Genomic DNA, 17,976 nt, shown 5'->3' on the forward strand with positions numbered 1-17,976 from the left:
CAAGCAGGTAGGCGGGAAATCTCCGGAAGGGCGCATTCCGGGCCTATTCCGCCAGCACCGCCCCGTCGCGCCGCGGATCGGCGCCGCCCTCGAGCGTGACGCCCGCCGCGTCGCGCCGGATGCGGATGGCGTGCAGTCCGCTCGTCATCGGCCGGATGGCGACGGGGAAGCCGCGCGCCTGCAGCGCCGGGGCGAGCTCGGCCGCCGCCGTCTCCGCCTCGAGCTCGAGCGTCGCATTGGCGGCGCCGATGCGCGGCAGGGCCACCGCCGCCTGCGGCGCCATGTCCCAGTCCAGCATGGCGACCAGCGTCTGGATCACATGGCCGATGATCCGCGTCCCGCCGGCCGAGCCGAGCACGGCGACCGGCGTGCCCGCCCGGTCGAAGACGATGGTCGGCGACATGGAGGAGCGCGGCCGCTTCCCCGGCCCGACGCGGTTGGCGACCGGCCGTCCGTCCTGCTCCGGCAGGAAGGAGAAATCCGTCAGCTCGTTGTTGAGCAGCATCCCGGCCACCATGCGGCGGGCGCCGAAGACATCCTCGATCGTCGTGGTCAGCGCCACGGCATTGCCGGCGGCATCGAGGATGGAGAGATGGCTGGTGCCGTGCTCCGGCTGCGGCGGCTGGCTGGCGAGCGGCGCGCCGCCGCCCCAGGGCGGATTGCCCGGCCGCGGCAGGCCGGCCCGGTCGCGGTCGAGGAGCTGCGCCCGCAGCAGCAGATAGGCCGGGTCGAGCAGCCCGCGCAGCGGCACCGGCACCTGGTCGGCATCGGCGAGGTAGAGGTTGCGGTCGGCAAAGGCGATGCGCCCGGCCTCGCCGAGCAGATGCGCCGCATCCAGCGCGCGGAGCGGCGGCTCGCCCTCCCGCGGCGCCAGGGAGGCCATGTCCTGATGCGCCAGGATGGTCATCGCCTGCAGCACCGTGACGCCGCCCGAGGAGGGCGGCGGGAAGCCGCAGATGGTCCAGATGCGATAGGGGCCGCAGACCGGGTTGCGCTGCCGCGGCGCATAGGCGTCGAGATCGGCGGCCGTCATCAGGCCGGGATTGGGCTCGGCCTGCACCGCGGCGGCGATATCCTCCGCGATCGGGCCGCGATGCAGCGCATCCGCGCCCCGGTCGGCCACCGCCCGCAGGGTCGCGGCGAGCGCCGGGTTGCGCAGCGTCGCCCCTTCGGCGAGCGGCCGGCCCTCCGGCAGGAAGACCGCGCGCGCCGCCGGGTCACGCTCCAGCCGCCCGGCCTCGGCGGCGATCAGGGGGGCGAGGCGCGGCGAGACCGGCACCCCGGACTCGGCCGCCGCGATGGCCGGGGCGAGGAGCAGTGGCCAGGGCAGGCGGCCGAGCGCGCGATGCGCCACCTCCAGCATGCGCAGGGCGCCAGGCACGCCGACGGCGCGGCCGCCCAGCGCCGCCTCATGGAAGCCCATCGGCCGGCCGTCGCGGAGGAAAAGGTCGGGGCCCGCCGCGGCGGGGGCGGTCTCCCGGCCGTCCCAGGCGGACAGGTGCCGCCGACCGGCCTCCCAATGCAGCAGCAGCGCGCCGCCGCCGAGGCCGGAGGCCTGCGGCTCGACCACGGCCAGCATGGCCTGGGCGGCGATGGCGGCGTCGAGCGCCGTGCCGCCGGCGCGCAGCATCGCCATCCCGGCCTCGGCGGCCAGGGGATGCGCCGCGGCCACCATCTGCCGCTGAGCCTGGGCGGGCGCGGCGGCGAGCAGGGCAAGGAGCGCGAGCAGGACCAGGCGGATCATCGCGCTTCCCTCGGATGCCGGGCAGGTGGGCGGGGTCCCGCTGTAGAGCATCCTGCGCCGGGCCTGGCCAGATGGCGACAAGGCCTCGATCCAGCTCGGTCTCTCAGCCTTGGGCCATCAGGCCCCGGCGCGGCGCCCGGCCTCGCTGCCCGCGCCGGCCGTCACCCGCGCCCCGCCGCGATGCCGGAAGGCGAGGGCCTCGGCCACATGCGGCCGCCGCACCGTCGCGCTGCCGTCGAGATCGGCGATGGTCCGCGCCACGCGGAGCGTGCGGGTGAAGCCGCGCGCCGAGAGCCGCAGCCGCTCCGCCGCCTGCTCCGCGAGGGTGCGGGCCTCGGCATCCGCCTGCAACCCGCGCTCCAGCGCGCCGCCCTCCGCCGCGGCGTTGCAGCGCGGCCCCTCCGCGCCGTAGCGGGCTCTCTGGCGCTCCCGTGCCGCCGCGATCCGGGCGGCGACCACGGCGGTCGTCTCGCCGGACGGGGCGCGGGAGAGCTCGGCCGGCGGCACCGGCACCACCTCGATCGCCAGGTCTATCCGGTCGAGCAGCGGGCCGGAGAGCCGCTGCTGGTAGTCCTCGCCGCAGCGCGGCGCCCGGCCGCATTCGCGCGGCGCATCGCCGAGATAGCCGCAGCGGCAGGGATTCATCGCCGCGATGCACTGGAAGCGCGCCGGATAGGTGACATGGTGGTTGGCGCGGCTGATGGTCGCGCGCCCCGTCTCCATCGGCTGGCGCAGGGCTTCCAGCGCCGGGCGCGGGAATTCCGGCCATTCGTCGAGGAAGAGCACGCCGTGATGCGCCAGGCTGATCTCGCCCGGCCGGGCGCGGTTGCCGCCGCCGATCAGCGCCGCCTGGCTGGCGCTGTGATGCGGCTCTCGGAAGGGCGGGCGGGTGACGAGGCGGCCCTCGCGCAGCAGCCCGGCGATGGAGTGGACCAGGCTGACCTCCAGCGCCTCGGCGGGGCCGAGATCGGGCAGCAGCCCGGGAAGCCGCGCCGCCAGCATCGACTTGCCGGCGCCGGGCGGGCCGATCATCAAGAGGTTATGGCCACCGGCCGCGGCGATCTCGAGCGCCCGCTTGGCGCTCTCCTGGCCCTTCACCTCGGAGAGGCAGGGGCCGCGCCAGGGCGTGTCGTCCGGCACCGGCGGCACCGGCGGGGTCAGCACCTGCACGCCGCGGAAATGGTTCATCAGTGCCAGCAGGTCGGGCGCCGCCAGCACCTCGATCCGCCCGGCCCAGGCGGCCTCGCCGCCCTGCTCGGCGGGGCAGATCAGGCCGAGCTCGCGGGCCGAGGCGCCGAGCGCCGCCGGCAGCACGCCGGCCACCGGGTTGATGCCGCCATCCAGCGCCAGCTCGCCGAGCGCGGCATAGCCCGCCAGCTCCTCGCGCGGCAGCACATCCATGGCGGCGAGGACGGCGAGCGCGATGGGCAGGTCGAGATGGCTGCCCTCCTTGGCGATGTCGGCCGGTGCCAGGTTCACCAGCACCCGCTTCGGCGGCAGGGAGAGGCCGAGGCCGGCCAGGGCGGCGCGCACCCGCTCCCGGCTCTCGGCCACCGCCTTGTCCGCGAGCCCCACCACCAGGAAGGCCGGCAGCCCGGCGGCGATCTGCACCTGCACCTCGACCGGCATGGCCTCGATGCCGGCGAAGGCGAAGCTGGCGACGCGCGCAATCGTCATGACAGCGGAACATGACGATTGGCGCGCGGATTGGCAAGCGGTCCCGCAACCGGCAGGCGAGGGCGGTCTACCCGGCCGCCGCCTCCGCCCGGCGCAGCAGGCGCAGGAAATTGCCCGACCAGAGCAGGCCGAGCTCCCGCTTGCCGTAGCCGCGCCGGAGCAGCGCCGCGCTCAGCCCCGGGCTCTCGGCCGCGTTCTGCCAGCCCTCGACGCCGCCGCCGCCATCGAAATCCGAGGAGAGGCCGACATGCTCGATGCCGATCCGGGTCACCGCATGGTCGACATGGTCGGCCATGGCCTCGACGCCGGCCGGGTTCTTCGCCCCCTCCGGCACCCGCTGCAGGAAGGCGGGCACGGCGGTGATCTGCGCCAAGCCGCCGACCTGCCGCAGCATGTCGAGCTGCTCGTCGTCGATGCCGCGCGGATGGTCGCAGAGCGCCCGGCAGGCGGTGTGGGTGGCGACGATGGGGGTCTTCGAGAGCTCCGCCGCCTGCATCATGCCGCGCTTCGAGACATGGCTGACATCGACCAGCATGCCGGCCTCGTTCAGCGCCGCGACCGCCTCGCGCCCGAGCGGCGAGAGGCCACCATGCTCCTCCGCCGCGTCGCCGAGCGGGGCGCGCGGCCGGGCGCTGTCGGCCAGGTCGTTGTGCCCGTCATGGGTCAGCGTCAGGTAGCAGGCGCCGAGCGCCTTCCAGCGCCGGATGGCGCCGAGGTCATGGCCCATGGCGTAGCCGTTCTCGACCGCCGAGAGCACCGCCTGCGCCCCGGCGGCGAAGCAGGCCTCCAGCGCGTCGGCCGTCGCGCAGAAGCGGCGCGCGGCGCCATCGGCCCGGCCGCGGATGTGGCGCAGCATCGCCTCGGCGCGCTCGGCGGCCGCGGCATGGCCGGCCGCGTCCCGCTTGCCCTGCGGCACATAGGCGATGAAGACGACGGCGTTCAGCCCGCCCCGCGCCATCTTCGGGAAATCGACCCGCATCGTGCCCTCGGCCAGCGGATCGGGCGGCTCCGGCCAGCGGATGTCGACATGGGTGTCGAGGCAGAGCGTGGCGGCGTGGATCGCCGCGGCCTCCTCGCTCACCGCTCGCCCCAGCCGGTCAGGAAGCGCTGCAGCAGCGTGCCGAGCAGATCGACATTGTAGCCGCCCTCCTGGATGAGGGCGGAGGGCAGGCCGAGGCCGCCGATCGCCGCGCCGGCCCGGGCGAAGCCCTCGGCGGTGACGGAGAGGGCGTTCAGCGGCTCGTGCTCGCTGGCATCGAAGCCGAGCGAGACGACCAGCGCCTCGGCGCCGAAGTCGCGCACCGCCTGCACGCCGCGCCCCACCGCCTCCAGCCAGGGTCCGTCGCCGCTGCCGATGGCGAGCGGCATGTTGATGTTGCGCCCCTCGCCGGCGCCGGCGCCGCGCTCGCCGGCATGCCCGATGAACCAGGGATAGTAGCGCGAGGGGTCGCCATGGACCGAGATGGTGAGCACCTCGCCGCTCTCCCAGAAGATCCCCTGGGTGCCGTTGCCGTGGTGGCTGTCGATGTCGAGGGTGGCGACGCGGCGGGCGCCGGCGCGGCGCAGCGCCGCCACCGCCAGGGCGGCGTTGTTGACGTAGCAATGGCCGCCGGCGCGCGCGGCATAGGCATGGTGGCCGGGCGGGCGGCAGAGGGCATAGGCGCTGCGGCCGGCGGCGGCCTCGGCGGCGGCGGCGAGGGCGACGCCGGCGGCCGAGAGGCAGGCCTCCCAGGTGCCGGGGCCGATCGGGCAGGCTGTGTCGGCGGTGTACCAGCCGGCATCGCCGATGACATGGCCGCCGGGGCGGGCGCCCTGGGCGATCATCTCCGGCGTCGGATGCGCGTTCGCCACCACTTCCGGCCCCGCCCCGGGCAGCGTCGCCCAGGCGGTGGCGGCGGTCGCCAGGAAATCGAGATAGCCGGGGCTGTGCACCGCGGCGAGGGCCGCGCGCTCCGGCACCGCCGCGATCTCGGGGGGGATGCCGAGCGCCTGCAGCCCGGCGAGCAGCGAGGCGGCCCGTTCCGGCACCTCGAAATTCGGGCGGACCATGCCGCGCATGAGGAAGAAGCGCGGCGTGTGCCGGGCCTGGTCGGGATGATGGAAGGCGCGCATGGCCGGGAGGCTAGCAGCCGATGCGGGCATGTCCATGCGCCTGATGGCCCCCAGGGACCGACGACCGGGCCGGATGACCGGGACGGATGACTGGACAGGCGCCGGGCTCTGGAGTGGACTCCGCTCCGCCACCACGGAGCCGGCATGACCCTGCCTCCCGACCCGGGCGCGCGGCGCGCCACCCCTGCCGCCGGGCCGCGCCGTCCGCGCGCCCATCGCCTCGCCGCCGGGCTGGCGCTGCTGCCGCTGCTCGGCTGCGGCATCGCGCCGCCCGCCGCCGCGCCCGACCCGATCGCCGCCGTGCAGCGCCGCGACGGCGAGATCGTGCTGCCCGATCCGGCGCTGCTCGCCGGCTGCGTCTCGCAGCAGACGCCGCTGACCCAGGTGGTGCTGCGCCAGGATGGCGCCATGGTGCGGCCGGCGCCCGGCACGGCGCCGGGCACCCCGCCGGATTTCGCGTTGGTGGTGGAGCAGCAGCCCCGCGCGCCGATGCGCTGGCATCTCCTGCTCGGCGAGACCGGGCCGGCGGCGGAGGCGCTGGGGCAGGGACTCGACCGGGCGCTCGGCGATTGCACCGGCCGGCTGGGCAGGCTCGGATGACCATCCCCGCCGCGCACAACCTGCCGCTCTCCGGCGAGAGGCTGTGGTCGAGCCTGATGGAGATGGCCCGGATCGGCGGCACGCCGAAGGGCGGCAGCAACCGCCAGACCCTGACGGATGCCGATGCCGAGGGCCGCGCCCTGCTGCGGCGCTGGGGCGAGGCCTGCGGGCTGACGCTCACCGTCGACCGGCTCGGCAACATGATCTTCCGGCGCGAGGGGCGCGATCCCGCGCGCGCGCCGGTCGCCATCGGCAGCCATCTCGACACCCAGCCGACCGGCGGCAAGTTCGACGGCGTGCTCGGCGTGCTGGCCGGGCTCGAGCTGATGCGGGCGCTGCACGAGGCCGGGGCCGAGACCGAGGCGCCGCTGCTGCTCGTCAACTGGACCAATGAGGAGGGGGCGCGCTTCTCGCCGCCGATGATGGGCAGCGGCGCCGCCATGGGCATCTTCACCGAGGCCGAGGTGCTGGCGAAGCGCTCCCAGGACGGCGCCGTCTTCGGCGAGGAGCTGCGCCGCATCGGCTGGCAGGGCAGCGCCGACCCGGCCGCGCTGCAGCAGCTGGGCGCCTATCTCGAGCTGCATATCGAGCAGGGCAAGCTGCTCGAGGAGGCCAGGCGCGATGTCGGCATCGTCACCCATGCCCTGGCGCAGCACTGGTTCGAGGTGGTGGTCGAGGGCGAGGACGCGCATGGCGGCTCGCCCATGGCCGGGCGGCGGGATGCGATGATGGCCGCGGCGCCGCTGATCGCCGCGGTGGAGGCGATCGCGCTCGGCACCCTCTCGCCCACGGGCGAGCCGGGCCGCGGCACGGTCGGCGTGGTCGAGGTGCATCCCTCCTCGCGCAACGTCGCGCCGGGCCGGGTCTTCTTCAGCGTCGATTTCCGCCACAGCGACCCGGCGGCGCTGGCCCGCATGGGCGAGGCGCTGGCGGCGCGCGCGGCGGAGATCGCGCTGGCGCGCAAGGTCACGGCCACGGTCACGCCCTTCTGGTACTCGCCGCACACGCCCTTCGACCCGGCGCTGGTGGCGCGGGCGCGCGAGGCCGCCATCGCCCGCGGCCTCGCCTGGCAGGAGATGCCGACCGCGATCGGCCATGACGCGGTCTACATGGCGCGCAAGGTGCCGACGGTGATGGTCTTCTGCCCCTGCCATGGCGGCCTCAGCCACAACGAGGCGGAGAGCATCACGCCGGACTGGGCGACGGCCGGCCTGCAGGTGCTGGCGGATGCGGCGTTGGCGACGGCGGGCCTCGTCCGCCGCTGATCCCGGCGCCGGCCATGGGAGGCCGGCCGGGATCGTGATCGGGACAGCAAGGCGCGCCGCGATGCCCTGCCCTGGCGGCAGGGCGGAGCGGGCCATCGCGGCGCGCCCAGCCAGGGACAGACAGGATGCGCATCGCCATCGGCGGCTTCCAGCATGAGAGCCATTCCTTCGCGCCGCTGCCGACCGGCTGGGACGAGTTCCTGCGCCCGGGCGGCTTTCCCGGCCTGCAGCGGCCGGCGACCCTGATCGGGACGCTGCGCCCGACCTCGGTGCCCTGCGCCGGCGCCATCGAGGCGCTGGAGGCGGCGGGGGCCGAGCTGGTGCCGCTCACCTGGTGCTTCGCCAACCCGGCCGGTCCGGTCAGCGCCGAGGCCTTCGAGCGCATCGCGGCGCTGATGCTCGCCGCGCTCTCCGACGCGCTGGAGGCGGGGCCGCTGGATGGCGTCTATCTCGAGCTGCACGGCGCCATGGTCGCGGTCGGCTTCGACGATGCCGAGGGCGAGCTGCTGCGCCGGGTCCGCGCCGTGGTCGGGCCGGAACTGCCGGTGACGGTGAGCCTCGACCCGCATGCCAACATGACGCGCGCGATGGTCGAGCTCGCCGATGCGTTGGTGCCCTACCGCACCTACCCGCATGTCGACATGAAGCCGGCCGGGGCGGGGGCGGCGCGGCTGCTGCTCGAGCGCATCCGCCGCGGCCGGCCCTGGGCGCGGGCCTTCGCCGAGATCGACTACCTGATCCCGCTCACCGCGCAATGCACCCTGGTGCCGCCGATGGCGACCGCCTTCGCCGAGCGGGAGCGGCTGGCGGCGCGGCCCGGCATCGCCGAGCTCGCCTTCTGCTTCGGCTTTCCCTATGCGGATTTCCCCGGCTGCGGCGCGGCCGTCGCGGCCTATGCCGAGAGCGCCGAGGCGGCCGAGGCGGCGGTCGCCGGGCTGCGCGACTGGTTCGCGGCGCATGAGCCGGATTTCGCCGGCGGCGTGGCGACGGCCGAGGCCGGCGTCGCCGAGGCGATCCGCCTCTCGCGCGGCGCGGCGCGGCCGGTGGTGCTCGCCGACACCCAGGACAATCCCGGCGGCGGCGGCCATGGCGACACCACCGGCCTGCTGGCCGAGCTGATCCGCCAGGGGGCGGAGGGCGCCGTGCTCGGGCTGATCAACGATGCCGCGAGCGCCGCCGCCTGCCATGCGGCCGGGGTCGGCGCCACCCTGCCGCTCTCGCTCGGCGGCCAGAGCGACGGCGCGCCGCTGGCGGTGACGGCGGTGGTGGAGGCGCTGACCGATGGGCGTTTCACCGCAACCGGGCCGATGTCGCGCGGCAATCCGGCCGATCTCGGCCCGACGGCGCTGATCCGCGTCGCGCCGGGGGTGCGGGTGATCGTGGTGACGCGGAAGATGCAGGCGCTCGACCAGGCGCTCTTCACCCATATCGGCGTCGAGCCGGCGGCGCAGAAGATCGTCGCGCTGAAGTCGAGCGTGCATTTCCGGGCGCATTTCCAGCCGATCGCCGAACGGGTGATCGTGGTGGCGGCGCCCGGCCCGGTGGTGGCCGACCCCGCCGTGCTGCCCTTCACCCGGCTGCGGCCCGGCCTCCGGCTGCGCCCCGGCGCCAATCGCTGAATCCGCCCGGCCCGCCGCACGCCCGGCTCAGCCGGGGCGGCGCTGCACCGCCTCGGCCTGCTCGATCAGGCGATCGCCCTCCGGCCCGGTCAGCCGGCCGTCGAGCTCCTGCACCGTCGGGCGCCTGGCGGCGCACCATTCCTCGCGCTCGGTCTTGCGCGACCGGCCATCGAAGCGGGGCGGCGCCATGGCGCGCAGGAAGGCGTCGCGGGCCGGGACGCCGCCGCGCGATTGCTGCCAGGCGATCGCCGCGACCTCGATCCGGGCCGCCCGGTCCTGCGCCCCTTGCGAGAGCGGGATGCCGCAGAGATGCGCCGCGCGGACCAGCATGCCGATGCCGGAGGCGCGCGACGCGAAGGCCTCCGGGTCGGCGGCGGGCGCCGCCGGCAGGCCGAGCCCGGTGCAGGCGGCGAGCAGCAGCATCGGCAGGGCGCCGCGCAGGGCCCGGCCGAGGGATCGCTGACCAGGGGATCGCTGACCAAGGGATCGCTGATCAGGGGCCTGCCGGCCCGGGCGGCGCGGCGCGGGGCCCGGCCGGTGGAGCATCTTGCCCATCCGCCCTACGGCGCCCCTGCCAGCAGGGCCCGCACCGCCGCCGGGCGCGGCAGCGGCGCCACCGCGCCGTAGCCGGTCGTCGAGAGGGCGGCGCAGGCATTGGCGTAGCGGGCCGCCGAGACCGCGTCGTCGCCGGCGAGCAGCCGGGCGAGCAGGGCGCCGGCGAAGGCATCCCCGGCCCCGGTCGCATCCACCGCCGCCACCCGGTGCGGCGCGATCCGCACGCGCTCCGCCCCGGCGCTGGCGACCATCACCCCCTCCCGGCCCAGCTTCAGCAGCACCAGCGGGCAGCCCAGCCGCAGGTAGAAGTCGGCGATGGCGTCCGGCGCCTCCAGCCCGGTCAGCGCGCGGGCGTCGTCGAGCGAGGGCAGGGCGATGTCGGCCTGGGCGATGGCGGCGTGGATCACCGCCGCGGCGCGCGCCGCCGGCCAGAGCGAGGCGCGGAGGTTGGTGTCGTAGGAGAGCTTCACCCCGGCCGATTTGGCGATGGCGATGGCATGGAAGACCGCGTCGCAGGCGCTGGTCGAGATCGCCTGGCTGATGCCCGAGACATGCAGGATGCGGGCCTTGCGGATGGCCTCCTCCGGCACGTCGCGCGGGCCGTAGCGGCTGGCGGCGCTGTTGCTGCGGTAGAAGGTGAAGGCATGGCCATCCGCGTCGTGGGTGACGACGTAGAGGCCGGTCGGCGCCTCCGGGTCGCGGCGGACGGTGCCGGCATCCACCCCCTCGGTCGCCCAGAGCCGGAGGAAGCTCTCGCCCGGCCGGTCCGTGCCGATGGCGGTGACATAGCCGACGCGGGCGCCCTGGCGGGCGGCGCAGATCGCGGCGTTGCTGGTGTCGCCGCCATGCCCCTCGAGATAGAGGACGCGGCCATCCGGGCCGGGCTTCTGGGCGTTCAGCTCCAGCATCGGCTCGCCCATGCAGAGCAGCTCGGGCGGGGCGCTCATGCCTGCATCAGCCCGAGCGCGTCGCGGGCCGCGCGCTGGATCGCCGGCTTGTCGCCGGCGGCGATGCGGGCCTCGTCCACCAGCTTGCCGCCGATGCCGACGAAGGCGGCGCCGGCCGCGAGATAGGCCGGCGCGTTCGCCGCATCGACGCCGCCGGTCGGGCAGAACACCGCCTCGGGGAAGACCGCGCGCAGCGCCTTCACATGCCCCGGCCCGCCGGCCGAGCTGGCGGGGAAGATCTTCACCACATCGGCGCCGGCGGCGAGCGCGGCGCGGATCTCGGTCGGGGTCATCGCGCCGGGCATGGCGCAGGCGCCGCCGGCGCGGGCGACCGCGATGACCTCGGGATCGGTCCAGGGGGTGACCAGGAAGCGCGCCCCGGCCTGCAGGCAGGCCTCGGCCGTCCGGGCATCCGGCACCGTGCCGGCGCCGACCAGCAGCCCGGGCTCGGCGGCCATCTCGCGGATCAGCGGCAGGGCATCGGGGATGGTGAGGGTGATCTCGAGGATCGCCATCCCCGCCTCGCGCAGCCAGGCACAGGCGGTGGCGGCCAATTGCGGCGTCGAGGTGCGGATCACCGGCACCACGCGGGCCCGGCGCAGGTCGGGGATGAGCGGATGGGTCATGGCGGCCTCCCTGCGGCCCATCCTGCGGCGAAGCGCCGCGCCGGACCAGGGGCCACGCCGTTGCGGCCCCCGGCCGGGGTCAGCCCGGGGTCAGCCAGGGGGCTGGCCGAGCCAGGCGCTGGCCCGGCGCTCCAGCGCGCGCGCCTCCTCGCCGGCGGCCGCGGCCGTGGCGCCGGCGGCCTCCAGCTCGGCGCGGTAGCGCGCCACCGAGTGGTCCAGCCCCCGGACGCTGCCGGCGAACTCGCGCAGCGCGGCGCGCCAGGCGGCGACCTCGGCGTCCTGCGTCTGCAGCGCCGCCTCGAGGGAACGCAGGGCCAGGCGCAGGCGATCGTCCGGGCGGCTCGGGAAGGCGATGATCCGGGCCTCGGTCATGCGGCGGCTCTCTCCGGGGGTGTCTCAAAAACCATGACGGATTTCATAACGATCCGGGGCCGATGGCGAAGCCACAAGCCCGTCAGACGGCGCGGCGGCGGTCTCACGCGGATGCGCGCACGGGTCGCCGGGGCGGCGGCGGAGGGCATGCGCGGCAGGCCGCCCTGCCGCCCCGGATCCCTGTTCGCGGGGCGAATTCACGCATCCGGCGTTCGGTCGCCGCCGCGATCGGCCCTATCCCCCGGCCGGTCGACGGCCTAGACCACGATCCGCTCGCGCCGGCTCGCGGACCATGGTCCAGCGCGGCGTTTGGTCGCGTGGGTCACGCCTTCGGTGAGGCCACCCCAGGCGATCACACTTCGAGAGCAAACCCCGTTCGAGGGGACACACGCGAACGGGTGAAGATGCTCTGACAACAATAGCCTTGGGCGCTTCCCCTGAACCGGCGTTCACGGGAGGCGCCCTGGAAGCCGCACGGGAGCGGGGCAGCGATGGGCGTTTGGGTCGAGATCGGGATCATCCTGCTGCTGGTCGTGCTGAACGGCGCCTTCGCGCTGAGCGAGCTGGCCATCGTCTCGGCGCGGCGGGTCCGGCTGCTGGCCCTGCAGCGGCGGGGCAGCCCCGGCGCCGCGGCCGCCCTGTCCCTGGCCGAGGACCCGCAGCGCTTCCTGCCGACGGTGCAGATCGGCATCAGCCTGGTCGGCATCCTGGCCGGCGTCTTCGGCGGCGCCCGGCTGGCCGGCCCGCTCGGCGAGGCGCTGCGGCGGATCCCCGGCCTCGCCCCCTTCGCCAACGAGGCCGGCTTCGCGCTGGTGGTCGTCGCCATCGCCTATGCCAACCTGATCCTCGGCGAGCTGGTGCCGAAGCAGCTCGCGCTGCGCGACCCGGAGCGCTACGCCGTCGCCGTGGCGCGGCCGATGGCGCTGCTGGCGCGCATCACCGGGCCCATCGTCTGGGTGCTCTCGCGCTCCTCCGCCCTCGTCCTCCGGCTCTTCGGCGCGCATCGGCCGCAGGAGCAGTCGGTGACCGAGGAGGAGGTGAAGGCGGTGGTCGCCGAGGGCGCCGATTCCGGCGCGCTCGAGCACGAGGAGCGGCACATGATCGAGCGGGTGCTGCGCCTGGCCGACAAGCCGGTGCGCGCCCTGATGACGCCGCGCAACGACGTCGCCTGGATCGACCGCCGCGCCGGGTCCGACGAGATCCGCGCGGCGCTGCGCCGGCAGGACGTCAACCGCTTCGTCGTCGCCGACCGGCGCATCGACAACGTGGTCGGCGTGGTGGCGGCGAAGGACCTGCTCGACCAGGTGCTGGACGGCGCGACGCTCTCCATCGCCCGGGCGCAGCGCCAGGCGCTGGTGCTGCCCGACAGCCTGCCGGCGATCGACGCGCTGGAGCGGATGCGGCACGACCCGGTGGGCCTCGCCCTGGTGCTCGACGAGTATGGCAGCTTCGAGGGGGTGGTGACGACCGCCGACCTGCTGGAGGCGATCGTCGGCGAGCTGGGCCCGCAGGAGGAGCCGAACAAGCCCGGCGAGACGGTGACGCGCGCCGATGGCAGCCTGCTGCTCGACGGCATGATGCCGAGCGACGAGCTGCGGGCGCAGCTCGACCTGCCGGAGCTGCCCTATCACGGCACCTACCACACGGTGGCGGGGCTGATGCTGGCGCTGCTGCGGCGGGTGCCGCGGGAGGGCGACCGGATCGTTTGGGCGGGCTGGCGCTTCGAGATCGTCGATATGGACGGCAGGCGGGTGGACAAGGTGCTGGCCAGCCGGGACGAGGCGGCGCCCGTCGCCTGAGCGGGCGGCCCGGGCGCTACCGCTGGCCGCTGCGGGCGATCGGCGCCACGAATTGCGCCTCCGTGTCCCAGGGGAACAGGATCCAGGTGTCCTGGCTCACCTCGGTGACGAAGGTGTCGACCAGCGGCCGGCCCTTCGGCTTGGCGTAGACCGTGGCGAAATGCGCCTTCGGCAGCAGGGCGCGCACCACCCGCGCCGTGGTGCCGGTATCGACCAGGTCGTCCACGATCAGCCAGCCCTCGCCGGCCCCGGCGATGGCCGCGGCGGGCGGCTTCACCACCGCCGGCTGGCCGCGCTGCTCCTCGTTGTAGGTGACGACCGAGACCGTCTCGATCAGCCGCGCCTCCAGCTCGCGGGCGACGATCGCCGCCGGGATCAACCCGCCCCGGGTGATGGCGACGATGCCGTGGAAGGGCCCGCGCTCCACCAGCCGCCAGGCCAGCGCCTTGCTGTCGCGGTGCAGCTGGTCCCAGCTGACGGTGTAGTAGCGCTCCGCCATCTCAGAACATCCTGCCGCCATCGGGGACCTTGAGGTCGGGGCGGAGCAGCACCACCGCGCCGTTCTCGTCCGGCAGGCCGAGCACCAGCACCTCGCTGAGGAAGGGCCCGATCCGCCGGGGCGGCAGGTTCACCACGCCGAGCACCTGCCGGCCGATGAGCTGGTCGCAGGCATAGTGCACGGTGATCTGGGCCGAGGACTGCTTCACCCCGAGCGGCGCGCCGAAATCCACCCAGAGCTGGTAGGCGGGCTTGCGCGCCGCAGGGAAGGGCCGGGCATCGACGATCGTGCCCACCCGGATCTCGACCTGCTCGAAGGCGTCTATGCCGATCGTGTCCACCATGCTGGCGGCATAGACCCTCGGCCCGGCGCAGGGAAGGCCCGGGTTGCCGCCGGCGCGGCTGCATGCGAGAGGAACCTGCCCGGCCCGGCGGCCATCGCCGCCCCGCCGCGCATCACCTCCCCAGGCCACGGACCCGGGGGCGCGGACCCAGGGGCGCGGACCCAGGGCACGGAGAGCGGACGACCCGATGAAGCGCGATTTCCACGCCCCCGGCCGCAGCGCCGTCTATGGCGCCGCCGGCATGGCCGCGACCTCGATGCCGATCGCGACCTTCACCGCGCTCGAGGTGCTGCGGGGCGGCGGCAACGCGCTCGACGCCGCCATCGCCGCCGCCGCCGTGCTGGCGGTGGTGGAGCCGCAGAGCACCGGCATCGGCGGCGACTGCTTCTGCCTCTACGCCCCGGCCGGGACGGGCAAGGTGGTCGCCATCAACGGCAGCGGCCGGGCGCCGGCGGCGGCGACGCCCGAGGCGCTGCGGTCGGCGGGCGTCGACCGGCTGGTGAACACCTCGCCGCATGTGGTGACCATCCCCGGCGCCATCTCGGCCTGGGACCTGCTCAACCGCACCTATGGCCGCAAGCCGCTCGGCGAGTTGCTGCAACCGGCGATCCGCTGCGCCGAGGAGGGCTTTCCGGTGCATGCCCGCGTCGCGCTCGACTGGCGCGACGCCGCCGACAAGCTGCGCGGCAACCCGGCCGCCGCCCGGCATTTCCTGGTCGACGGCGCGGCGCCCGGCATCGGCCACCGCTTCCGGCAGCCGGCGCTCGGCCGGACGCTCCGCGCCATCGCCGAGCGGGGGGCGCGGGCCTTCTACGAGGGCGAGATCGCGGCCGACATGGTGGCGGCGCTCCGCGCCCTCGGCGGCTTGCACACCGAGGCGGATTTCCACCGCGGCCTGACCGGGGCCGAGTTCGTCGAGCCGATCAAGGCTTCCTGGCGCGGCATGGAGGTCTATCAGTGCCCGCCGAACGGCAGCGGCCTGCATGTGCTGCAGATCCTTGGCATCCTCGGCGGCCTGGAGACGCCGGAGGGGGGGCCGCTCAGCGCCGAGCGCTACCACCGCCACATCGAGGCGGCGCGCCTCGTCTACCGCGACCGCGACGCCTTCCTCGCCGATCCGGCGCAGGTGGAGGTGCCGGTGGCGCGGCTGACCGACCCGGCCTATCTGGCGCGGCTGCGCGGCCTGATCCGCGACGACCGGGCGATGCCGGAGATGCCGCCGGCCGGCGAGTCCGACTGGGCCCGGCACAAGGACACGGTCTATCTCTGCGTGGTGGACGGGGAGGGCAATGCCTGCTCCTTCATCAACAGCCTGTTCCAGAGCTTCGGCTCCGGCATCCTGGCCGAGGGCTCGGGGGTGATGCTGCACAACCGCGGCTTCGGCTTCCGGCTGCAGGAGGGGCACCCGAACTGCATCGCCCCGAACAAGCGGCCGATGCACACCATCATCCCCGGCATGGTGATGCGGAACGGCGAGGCGATCATGCCCTATGGCGTGATGGGCGGGCATTTCCAGCCCATGGGCCAGACCCTGTTCCTCGCCAATCACTTCGAATTCGGCCTCGACGTGCAGGAGGCGCTCGATTGCCCGCGCCTCTTCCCCGCGCCCGGCGCCGGCCCGGTCGAGGTGGAGCGCGGCGTGCCGAGCGCGGTGATCGACCGCCTCTCGCGGCTCGGCCATCCGGTGAAGCTCGTGGAGAAGCCGCATGGCGGCGGCCAGGCGATCCTGATCGACCGCAAGGCGGGCATCCTCATCGGCGGCAGCGATCCGCGCAAGGATGGCTGCGCCCTCGGCTTCTGAGGCGGCCATGCCGCTGCGGGCGGTCCGGGCCGACATCACGACCCTGGCGGTGGATGCCATCGTCAACGCCGCCAATTTCGGGTTGCGCGGCGGCGGCGGGGTGGATGGCGCGATCCACCGCGCGGCCGGGCCCGAGCTGCTCGCCGCCTGCCGCGCCCTCGGCGGCTGCCCGACCGGCCAGGCGCGGCTCACCCCCGGCTTCCGCCTGCCGGCGCGCTTCGTGATCCATGCGGTCGGCCCGGTCTGGCAGGGCGGCGGGGCGGGGGAGGCGGCGCTGCTCGCCGGCTGCTACCGCGCGGCCCTCGCCCTGCTGCGCGAGGCCGGCGGGCAGTCCATCGCCTTCCCGGCCATCTCGACCGGCGTCTACCGCTTCCCGCCCGACCGCGCCGCCGGCATCGCCGTCGCCACGGTGCGGGAGGCGCTCGCCCGGCATGGCGAGGCGGATGTCACCTTCGCCTGCTTCGACGCGGCGACCCTCTCCCTCTACGACAAGGAACTCGCGGCATGACCGAGGCCTGCGATCTCAGCGCCGTGGCGGCGCGCCGCCTGATCGGGCGGAAGGCCCTCTCGCCGGTCGAGCTGCTGGAGAGCTGCCTCGCCCGCATCGAGGCGGTGAACCCGGCGGTGAACGCCATGGTGGCGATGGACGTCCCGGCGGCGCAGGCGGCGGCGCGGCAGGCCGAGGTGGCGGTGATGCGGGGTGACGACCTTGGCCTGCTGCACGGCCTGCCGGTCGGGATCAAGGACCTGGAGGAGACGGCCGGGCTGCGCACCACCTATGGCAGCCCGATCTTCGCCGATCAGGTGCCGGCGCAGGATTGCGGCATGGTGGCCAATCTCCGCCGCGCCGGGGCGATCGTCATCGGCAAGACCAACACGCCGGAATTCGGCGCCGGCGCCAACACCCGCAACGCGGTGCATGGCGCGACCGGCAATCCCTTCGACCCCCGGCTCTCGGCGGCCGGCTCCTCGGGTGGCTCGGCCGTGGCGCTGGCGACCGGCATGGCGCCGCTCTGCTCCGGCTCCGACATGGGCGGCTCGCTGCGCAACCCGGCGGCCTTCTGCGGCATCCTCGGCTTCCGGCCGAGCGGCGGGCTGGTGCCGTCCGAGAAGCGGCCGCATGGCTGGTCCAATCTCGGCGTGCTCGGGCCGATGGCGCGCGACGTGCCGGATGCGGCGCTGATGCTCGCCGCCATGGCCTCGGACGATGCGCGCGACCCGCTCGCCTACACGCTGCATGCGAGGCCGGTGCGCGGCGAGCCGGCGTTGTTCCACCCGGTGCGGCAGATCGACCTCGCCTCGCTCCGCCTCGCCTGGTCGGAGGATTTCGGCGAGGCGCCGGTCGAGGGGGTGGTGCGCGAGGCCTTCCGGCGCGTCGTCCCCGCCGCGGCGCGGCTGTTCCGCGAGGGCGTCGCGGCGCATCCCGATTGCCGCGGCGCCGACGAGGCCTTCCAGGTGCTACGGGCCGGCGTCTTCCTCGGCGCGCATCTCGAGAAGGTGCGGACCCGGCCGGCGGATGTCGGGCCGAATGTCCGCGTCAATGTCGAGGAGGGGCTGGGCTACAGCCTCGAGGACCATGCCCGCGCCGCCTCGGCGCAGACCCGCATCTATCGCGGCTTCCAGGACTTCTTCGCCCGCCACGACGTGCTGATCACCCCGGCCATCACCGTCAGCCCGCGCGACTGGCGCGAGCTCTACCCGGCCGAGATCGACGGCCAGCCGACCCGCAGCTACGTCCATTGGCTGGCGCTGGCCTATTACGTGACGCTGACCGGGCATCCGGCGGTCTGCCTGCCGGTCGGGCGCGACGCCAGGGGGATGCCCTTCGGCTTGCAGATCGTCGGGCCGCGCGGCGGCGATGCCTTCGTGCTCGGCGTCGCGGCGGCGCTGGAGGAGGCCTTCGCCGCCGATCCGGCGCTGGCCCGGCCGGTGCCCGACCTGGCGGCGCTGCGCGCGGCGGCGCCGATCCGCGGCATGGAGGGCTTCCTCGGCTTCGACTGATACGGGCGGTCGCTGC

17 protein-coding genes are annotated in these 17,976 nt (G+C 75.1%); 7 read left to right on the forward strand and 10 right to left on the reverse strand.

The genetic code is table 11. The annotated features are described in order from the left end of the window. Positions 1 to 43 precede the first annotated feature (43 nt). From ggt to DOO78_RS04045, 4 genes are all read right to left on the reverse strand, one after another. Entirely contained in the window at positions 44 to 1,744 is a 1,701-nt protein-coding gene (gene ggt / locus DOO78_RS04030; RefSeq protein WP_111468437.1) for a gamma-glutamyltransferase, read from the reverse strand. Positions 1,745 to 1,861: 117 nt separating this feature from the next. Then, positions 1,862 to 3,421: a YifB family Mg chelatase-like AAA ATPase gene (locus DOO78_RS04035; protein WP_111468438.1), complete on the reverse strand. Its 1,560-nt coding sequence runs from the start codon at positions 3,419 to 3,421 to the stop codon at positions 1,862 to 1,864. A gap of 67 nt (positions 3,422 to 3,488) precedes the next feature. Then, the gene (locus DOO78_RS04040) at positions 3,489 to 4,502 is read right to left on the reverse strand and encodes a dipeptidase (RefSeq protein WP_111468439.1); all 1,014 of its coding nucleotides are present in this window, start codon (positions 4,500 to 4,502) and stop codon (positions 3,489 to 3,491) included. Beyond that, complete coding sequence (locus DOO78_RS04045; protein WP_111468440.1) at positions 4,499 to 5,533, reverse strand: arginase family protein; 1,035 nt, start codon at positions 5,531 to 5,533, stop codon at positions 4,499 to 4,501. The genes DOO78_RS04040 and DOO78_RS04045 overlap by 4 nt, the downstream gene beginning before the upstream one ends. Before the next feature lie 144 nt (positions 5,534 to 5,677). On the opposite strand from DOO78_RS04045, the gene DOO78_RS04050 reads away from it, so the two are divergent. From DOO78_RS04050 to DOO78_RS04060, 3 genes are all read left to right on the forward strand, one after another. Further along, positions 5,678 to 6,133, forward strand: a complete 456-nt coding sequence (locus DOO78_RS04050) for a hypothetical protein (protein WP_111468441.1) — start codon at positions 5,678 to 5,680, stop codon at positions 6,131 to 6,133. Continuing rightward, positions 6,130 to 7,398, forward strand: coding sequence for a Zn-dependent hydrolase (locus DOO78_RS04055; protein WP_111468442.1), 1,269 nt, complete (start codon positions 6,130 to 6,132; stop codon positions 7,396 to 7,398). The genes DOO78_RS04050 and DOO78_RS04055 overlap by 4 nt, the downstream gene beginning before the upstream one ends. A 125-nt stretch (positions 7,399 to 7,523) precedes the next feature. Further along, positions 7,524 to 9,017 carry a M81 family metallopeptidase gene (locus DOO78_RS04060; protein ID WP_111468443.1) on the forward strand — a complete coding sequence of 498 codons (1,494 nt, stop codon included), beginning with the start codon at positions 7,524 to 7,526 and terminating at the stop codon, positions 9,015 to 9,017. A 27-nt stretch (positions 9,018 to 9,044) separates the two neighbouring features. Here DOO78_RS04060 and DOO78_RS04065 read toward each other — a convergent pair whose 3' ends face one another. From DOO78_RS04065 to DOO78_RS04080, 4 genes are all read right to left on the reverse strand, one after another. Beyond that, entirely contained in the window at positions 9,045 to 9,440 is a 396-nt protein-coding gene (locus tag DOO78_RS04065) for a hypothetical protein (protein WP_111468444.1), read from the reverse strand. Between the two features lie 137 nt (positions 9,441 to 9,577). Continuing rightward, a complete protein-coding gene (locus tag DOO78_RS04070) occupies positions 9,578 to 10,519 on the reverse strand; it encodes a sugar kinase (protein ID WP_111468445.1) in 942 nt (313 codons plus the stop codon). After that, positions 10,516 to 11,145, reverse strand: coding sequence for a bifunctional 4-hydroxy-2-oxoglutarate aldolase/2-dehydro-3-deoxy-phosphogluconate aldolase (locus tag DOO78_RS04075; RefSeq protein ID WP_111468446.1), 630 nt, complete (start codon positions 11,143 to 11,145; stop codon positions 10,516 to 10,518). Before DOO78_RS04075 ends, DOO78_RS04070 begins: the two co-directional genes overlap by 4 nt. Before the next feature lie 90 nt (positions 11,146 to 11,235). Beyond that, a complete protein-coding gene (locus DOO78_RS04080; protein ID WP_111468447.1) occupies positions 11,236 to 11,517 on the reverse strand; it encodes a hypothetical protein in 282 nt (93 codons plus the stop codon). Between the two features lie 491 nt (positions 11,518 to 12,008). Here DOO78_RS04080 and DOO78_RS04085 point away from each other — a divergent pair, with 491 nt between their 5' ends. Beyond that, entirely contained in the window at positions 12,009 to 13,316 is a 1,308-nt protein-coding gene (locus DOO78_RS04085; RefSeq protein ID WP_111468448.1) for a hemolysin family protein, read from the forward strand. A 16-nt stretch (positions 13,317 to 13,332) separates the two neighbouring features. On the opposite strand, the gene gpt is transcribed toward DOO78_RS04085, so the two are convergent. After that, positions 13,333 to 13,815 carry a xanthine phosphoribosyltransferase gene (gene gpt, locus DOO78_RS04090; protein ID WP_111468449.1) on the reverse strand — a complete coding sequence of 161 codons (483 nt, stop codon included), beginning with the start codon at positions 13,813 to 13,815 and terminating at the stop codon, positions 13,333 to 13,335. A 1-nt stretch (position 13,816) separates the two neighbouring features. Further along, the gene (locus DOO78_RS04095) at positions 13,817 to 14,158 is read right to left on the reverse strand and encodes a tRNA-binding protein (RefSeq protein ID WP_111468450.1); all 342 of its coding nucleotides are present in this window, start codon (positions 14,156 to 14,158) and stop codon (positions 13,817 to 13,819) included. Positions 14,159 to 14,345: 187 nt separating this feature from the next. On the opposite strand from DOO78_RS04095, the gene DOO78_RS04100 reads away from it, so the two are divergent. From DOO78_RS04100 to DOO78_RS04110, 3 genes are read left to right on the forward strand one after another with little or no spacing between them, the layout of a single operon-like run. After that, entirely contained in the window at positions 14,346 to 15,959 is a 1,614-nt protein-coding gene (locus DOO78_RS04100; RefSeq protein WP_243634355.1) for a gamma-glutamyltransferase family protein, read from the forward strand. A gap of 7 nt (positions 15,960 to 15,966) precedes the next feature. Next, positions 15,967 to 16,467 (forward strand): O-acetyl-ADP-ribose deacetylase, encoded by a 501-nt coding sequence (locus DOO78_RS04105; protein WP_111468451.1) that lies wholly within the window; start codon positions 15,967 to 15,969, stop codon positions 16,465 to 16,467. Continuing rightward, positions 16,464 to 17,960: an amidase gene (locus DOO78_RS04110; RefSeq protein ID WP_111468452.1), complete on the forward strand. Its 1,497-nt coding sequence runs from the start codon at positions 16,464 to 16,466 to the stop codon at positions 17,958 to 17,960. Before DOO78_RS04105 ends, DOO78_RS04110 begins: the two co-directional genes overlap by 4 nt. Positions 17,961 to 17,976 lie beyond the last annotated feature (16 nt).

It is taken from the genome of Roseicella frigidaeris, assembly GCF_003258945.1.
GTDB classification, from domain to species: Bacteria; Pseudomonadota; Alphaproteobacteria; order Acetobacterales; family Acetobacteraceae; genus Paracraurococcus; species Paracraurococcus frigidaeris.

Excerpts from the sequence above, each read along its gene's own strand:
- ggt (WP_111468437.1), bottom strand. The coding sequence starts at position 1,744 with ATGATCCGCCTGGTCCTGCTCGCGCTCCTTGCCCTGCTCGCCGCCGCG.
- DOO78_RS04035 (WP_111468438.1), bottom strand. The coding sequence starts at position 3,421 with ATGACGATTGCGCGCGTCGCCAGCTTCGCCTTCGCCGGCATCGAGGCC.
- DOO78_RS04075 (WP_111468446.1), bottom strand. The coding sequence starts at position 11,145 with ATGACCCATCCGCTCATCCCCGACCTGCGCCGGGCCCGCGTGGTGCCG.
- DOO78_RS04065 (WP_111468444.1), bottom strand. The coding sequence starts at position 9,440 with ATGCTGCTGCTCGCCGCCTGCACCGGGCTCGGCCTGCCGGCGGCGCCC.
- DOO78_RS04105 (WP_111468451.1), top strand. The coding sequence starts at position 15,967 with ATGCCGCTGCGGGCGGTCCGGGCCGACATCACGACCCTGGCGGTGGAT.
- DOO78_RS04055 (WP_111468442.1), top strand. The coding sequence starts at position 6,130 with ATGACCATCCCCGCCGCGCACAACCTGCCGCTCTCCGGCGAGAGGCTG.
- DOO78_RS04050 (WP_111468441.1), top strand. The coding sequence starts at position 5,678 with ATGACCCTGCCTCCCGACCCGGGCGCGCGGCGCGCCACCCCTGCCGCC.
- DOO78_RS04100 (WP_243634355.1), top strand. The coding sequence starts at position 14,346 with ATGAAGCGCGATTTCCACGCCCCCGGCCGCAGCGCCGTCTATGGCGCC.
- DOO78_RS04080 (WP_111468447.1), bottom strand. The coding sequence starts at position 11,517 with ATGACCGAGGCCCGGATCATCGCCTTCCCGAGCCGCCCGGACGATCGC.
- DOO78_RS04085 (WP_111468448.1), top strand. The coding sequence starts at position 12,009 with ATGGGCGTTTGGGTCGAGATCGGGATCATCCTGCTGCTGGTCGTGCTG.
- DOO78_RS04110 (WP_111468452.1), top strand. The coding sequence starts at position 16,464 with ATGACCGAGGCCTGCGATCTCAGCGCCGTGGCGGCGCGCCGCCTGATC.
- DOO78_RS04045 (WP_111468440.1), bottom strand. The coding sequence starts at position 5,533 with ATGCGCGCCTTCCATCATCCCGACCAGGCCCGGCACACGCCGCGCTTC.
- gpt (WP_111468449.1), bottom strand. The coding sequence starts at position 13,815 with ATGGCGGAGCGCTACTACACCGTCAGCTGGGACCAGCTGCACCGCGAC.
- DOO78_RS04095 (WP_111468450.1), bottom strand. The coding sequence starts at position 14,158 with ATGGTGGACACGATCGGCATAGACGCCTTCGAGCAGGTCGAGATCCGG.
- DOO78_RS04060 (WP_111468443.1), top strand. The coding sequence starts at position 7,524 with ATGCGCATCGCCATCGGCGGCTTCCAGCATGAGAGCCATTCCTTCGCG.
- DOO78_RS04070 (WP_111468445.1), bottom strand. The coding sequence starts at position 10,519 with ATGAGCGCCCCGCCCGAGCTGCTCTGCATGGGCGAGCCGATGCTGGAG.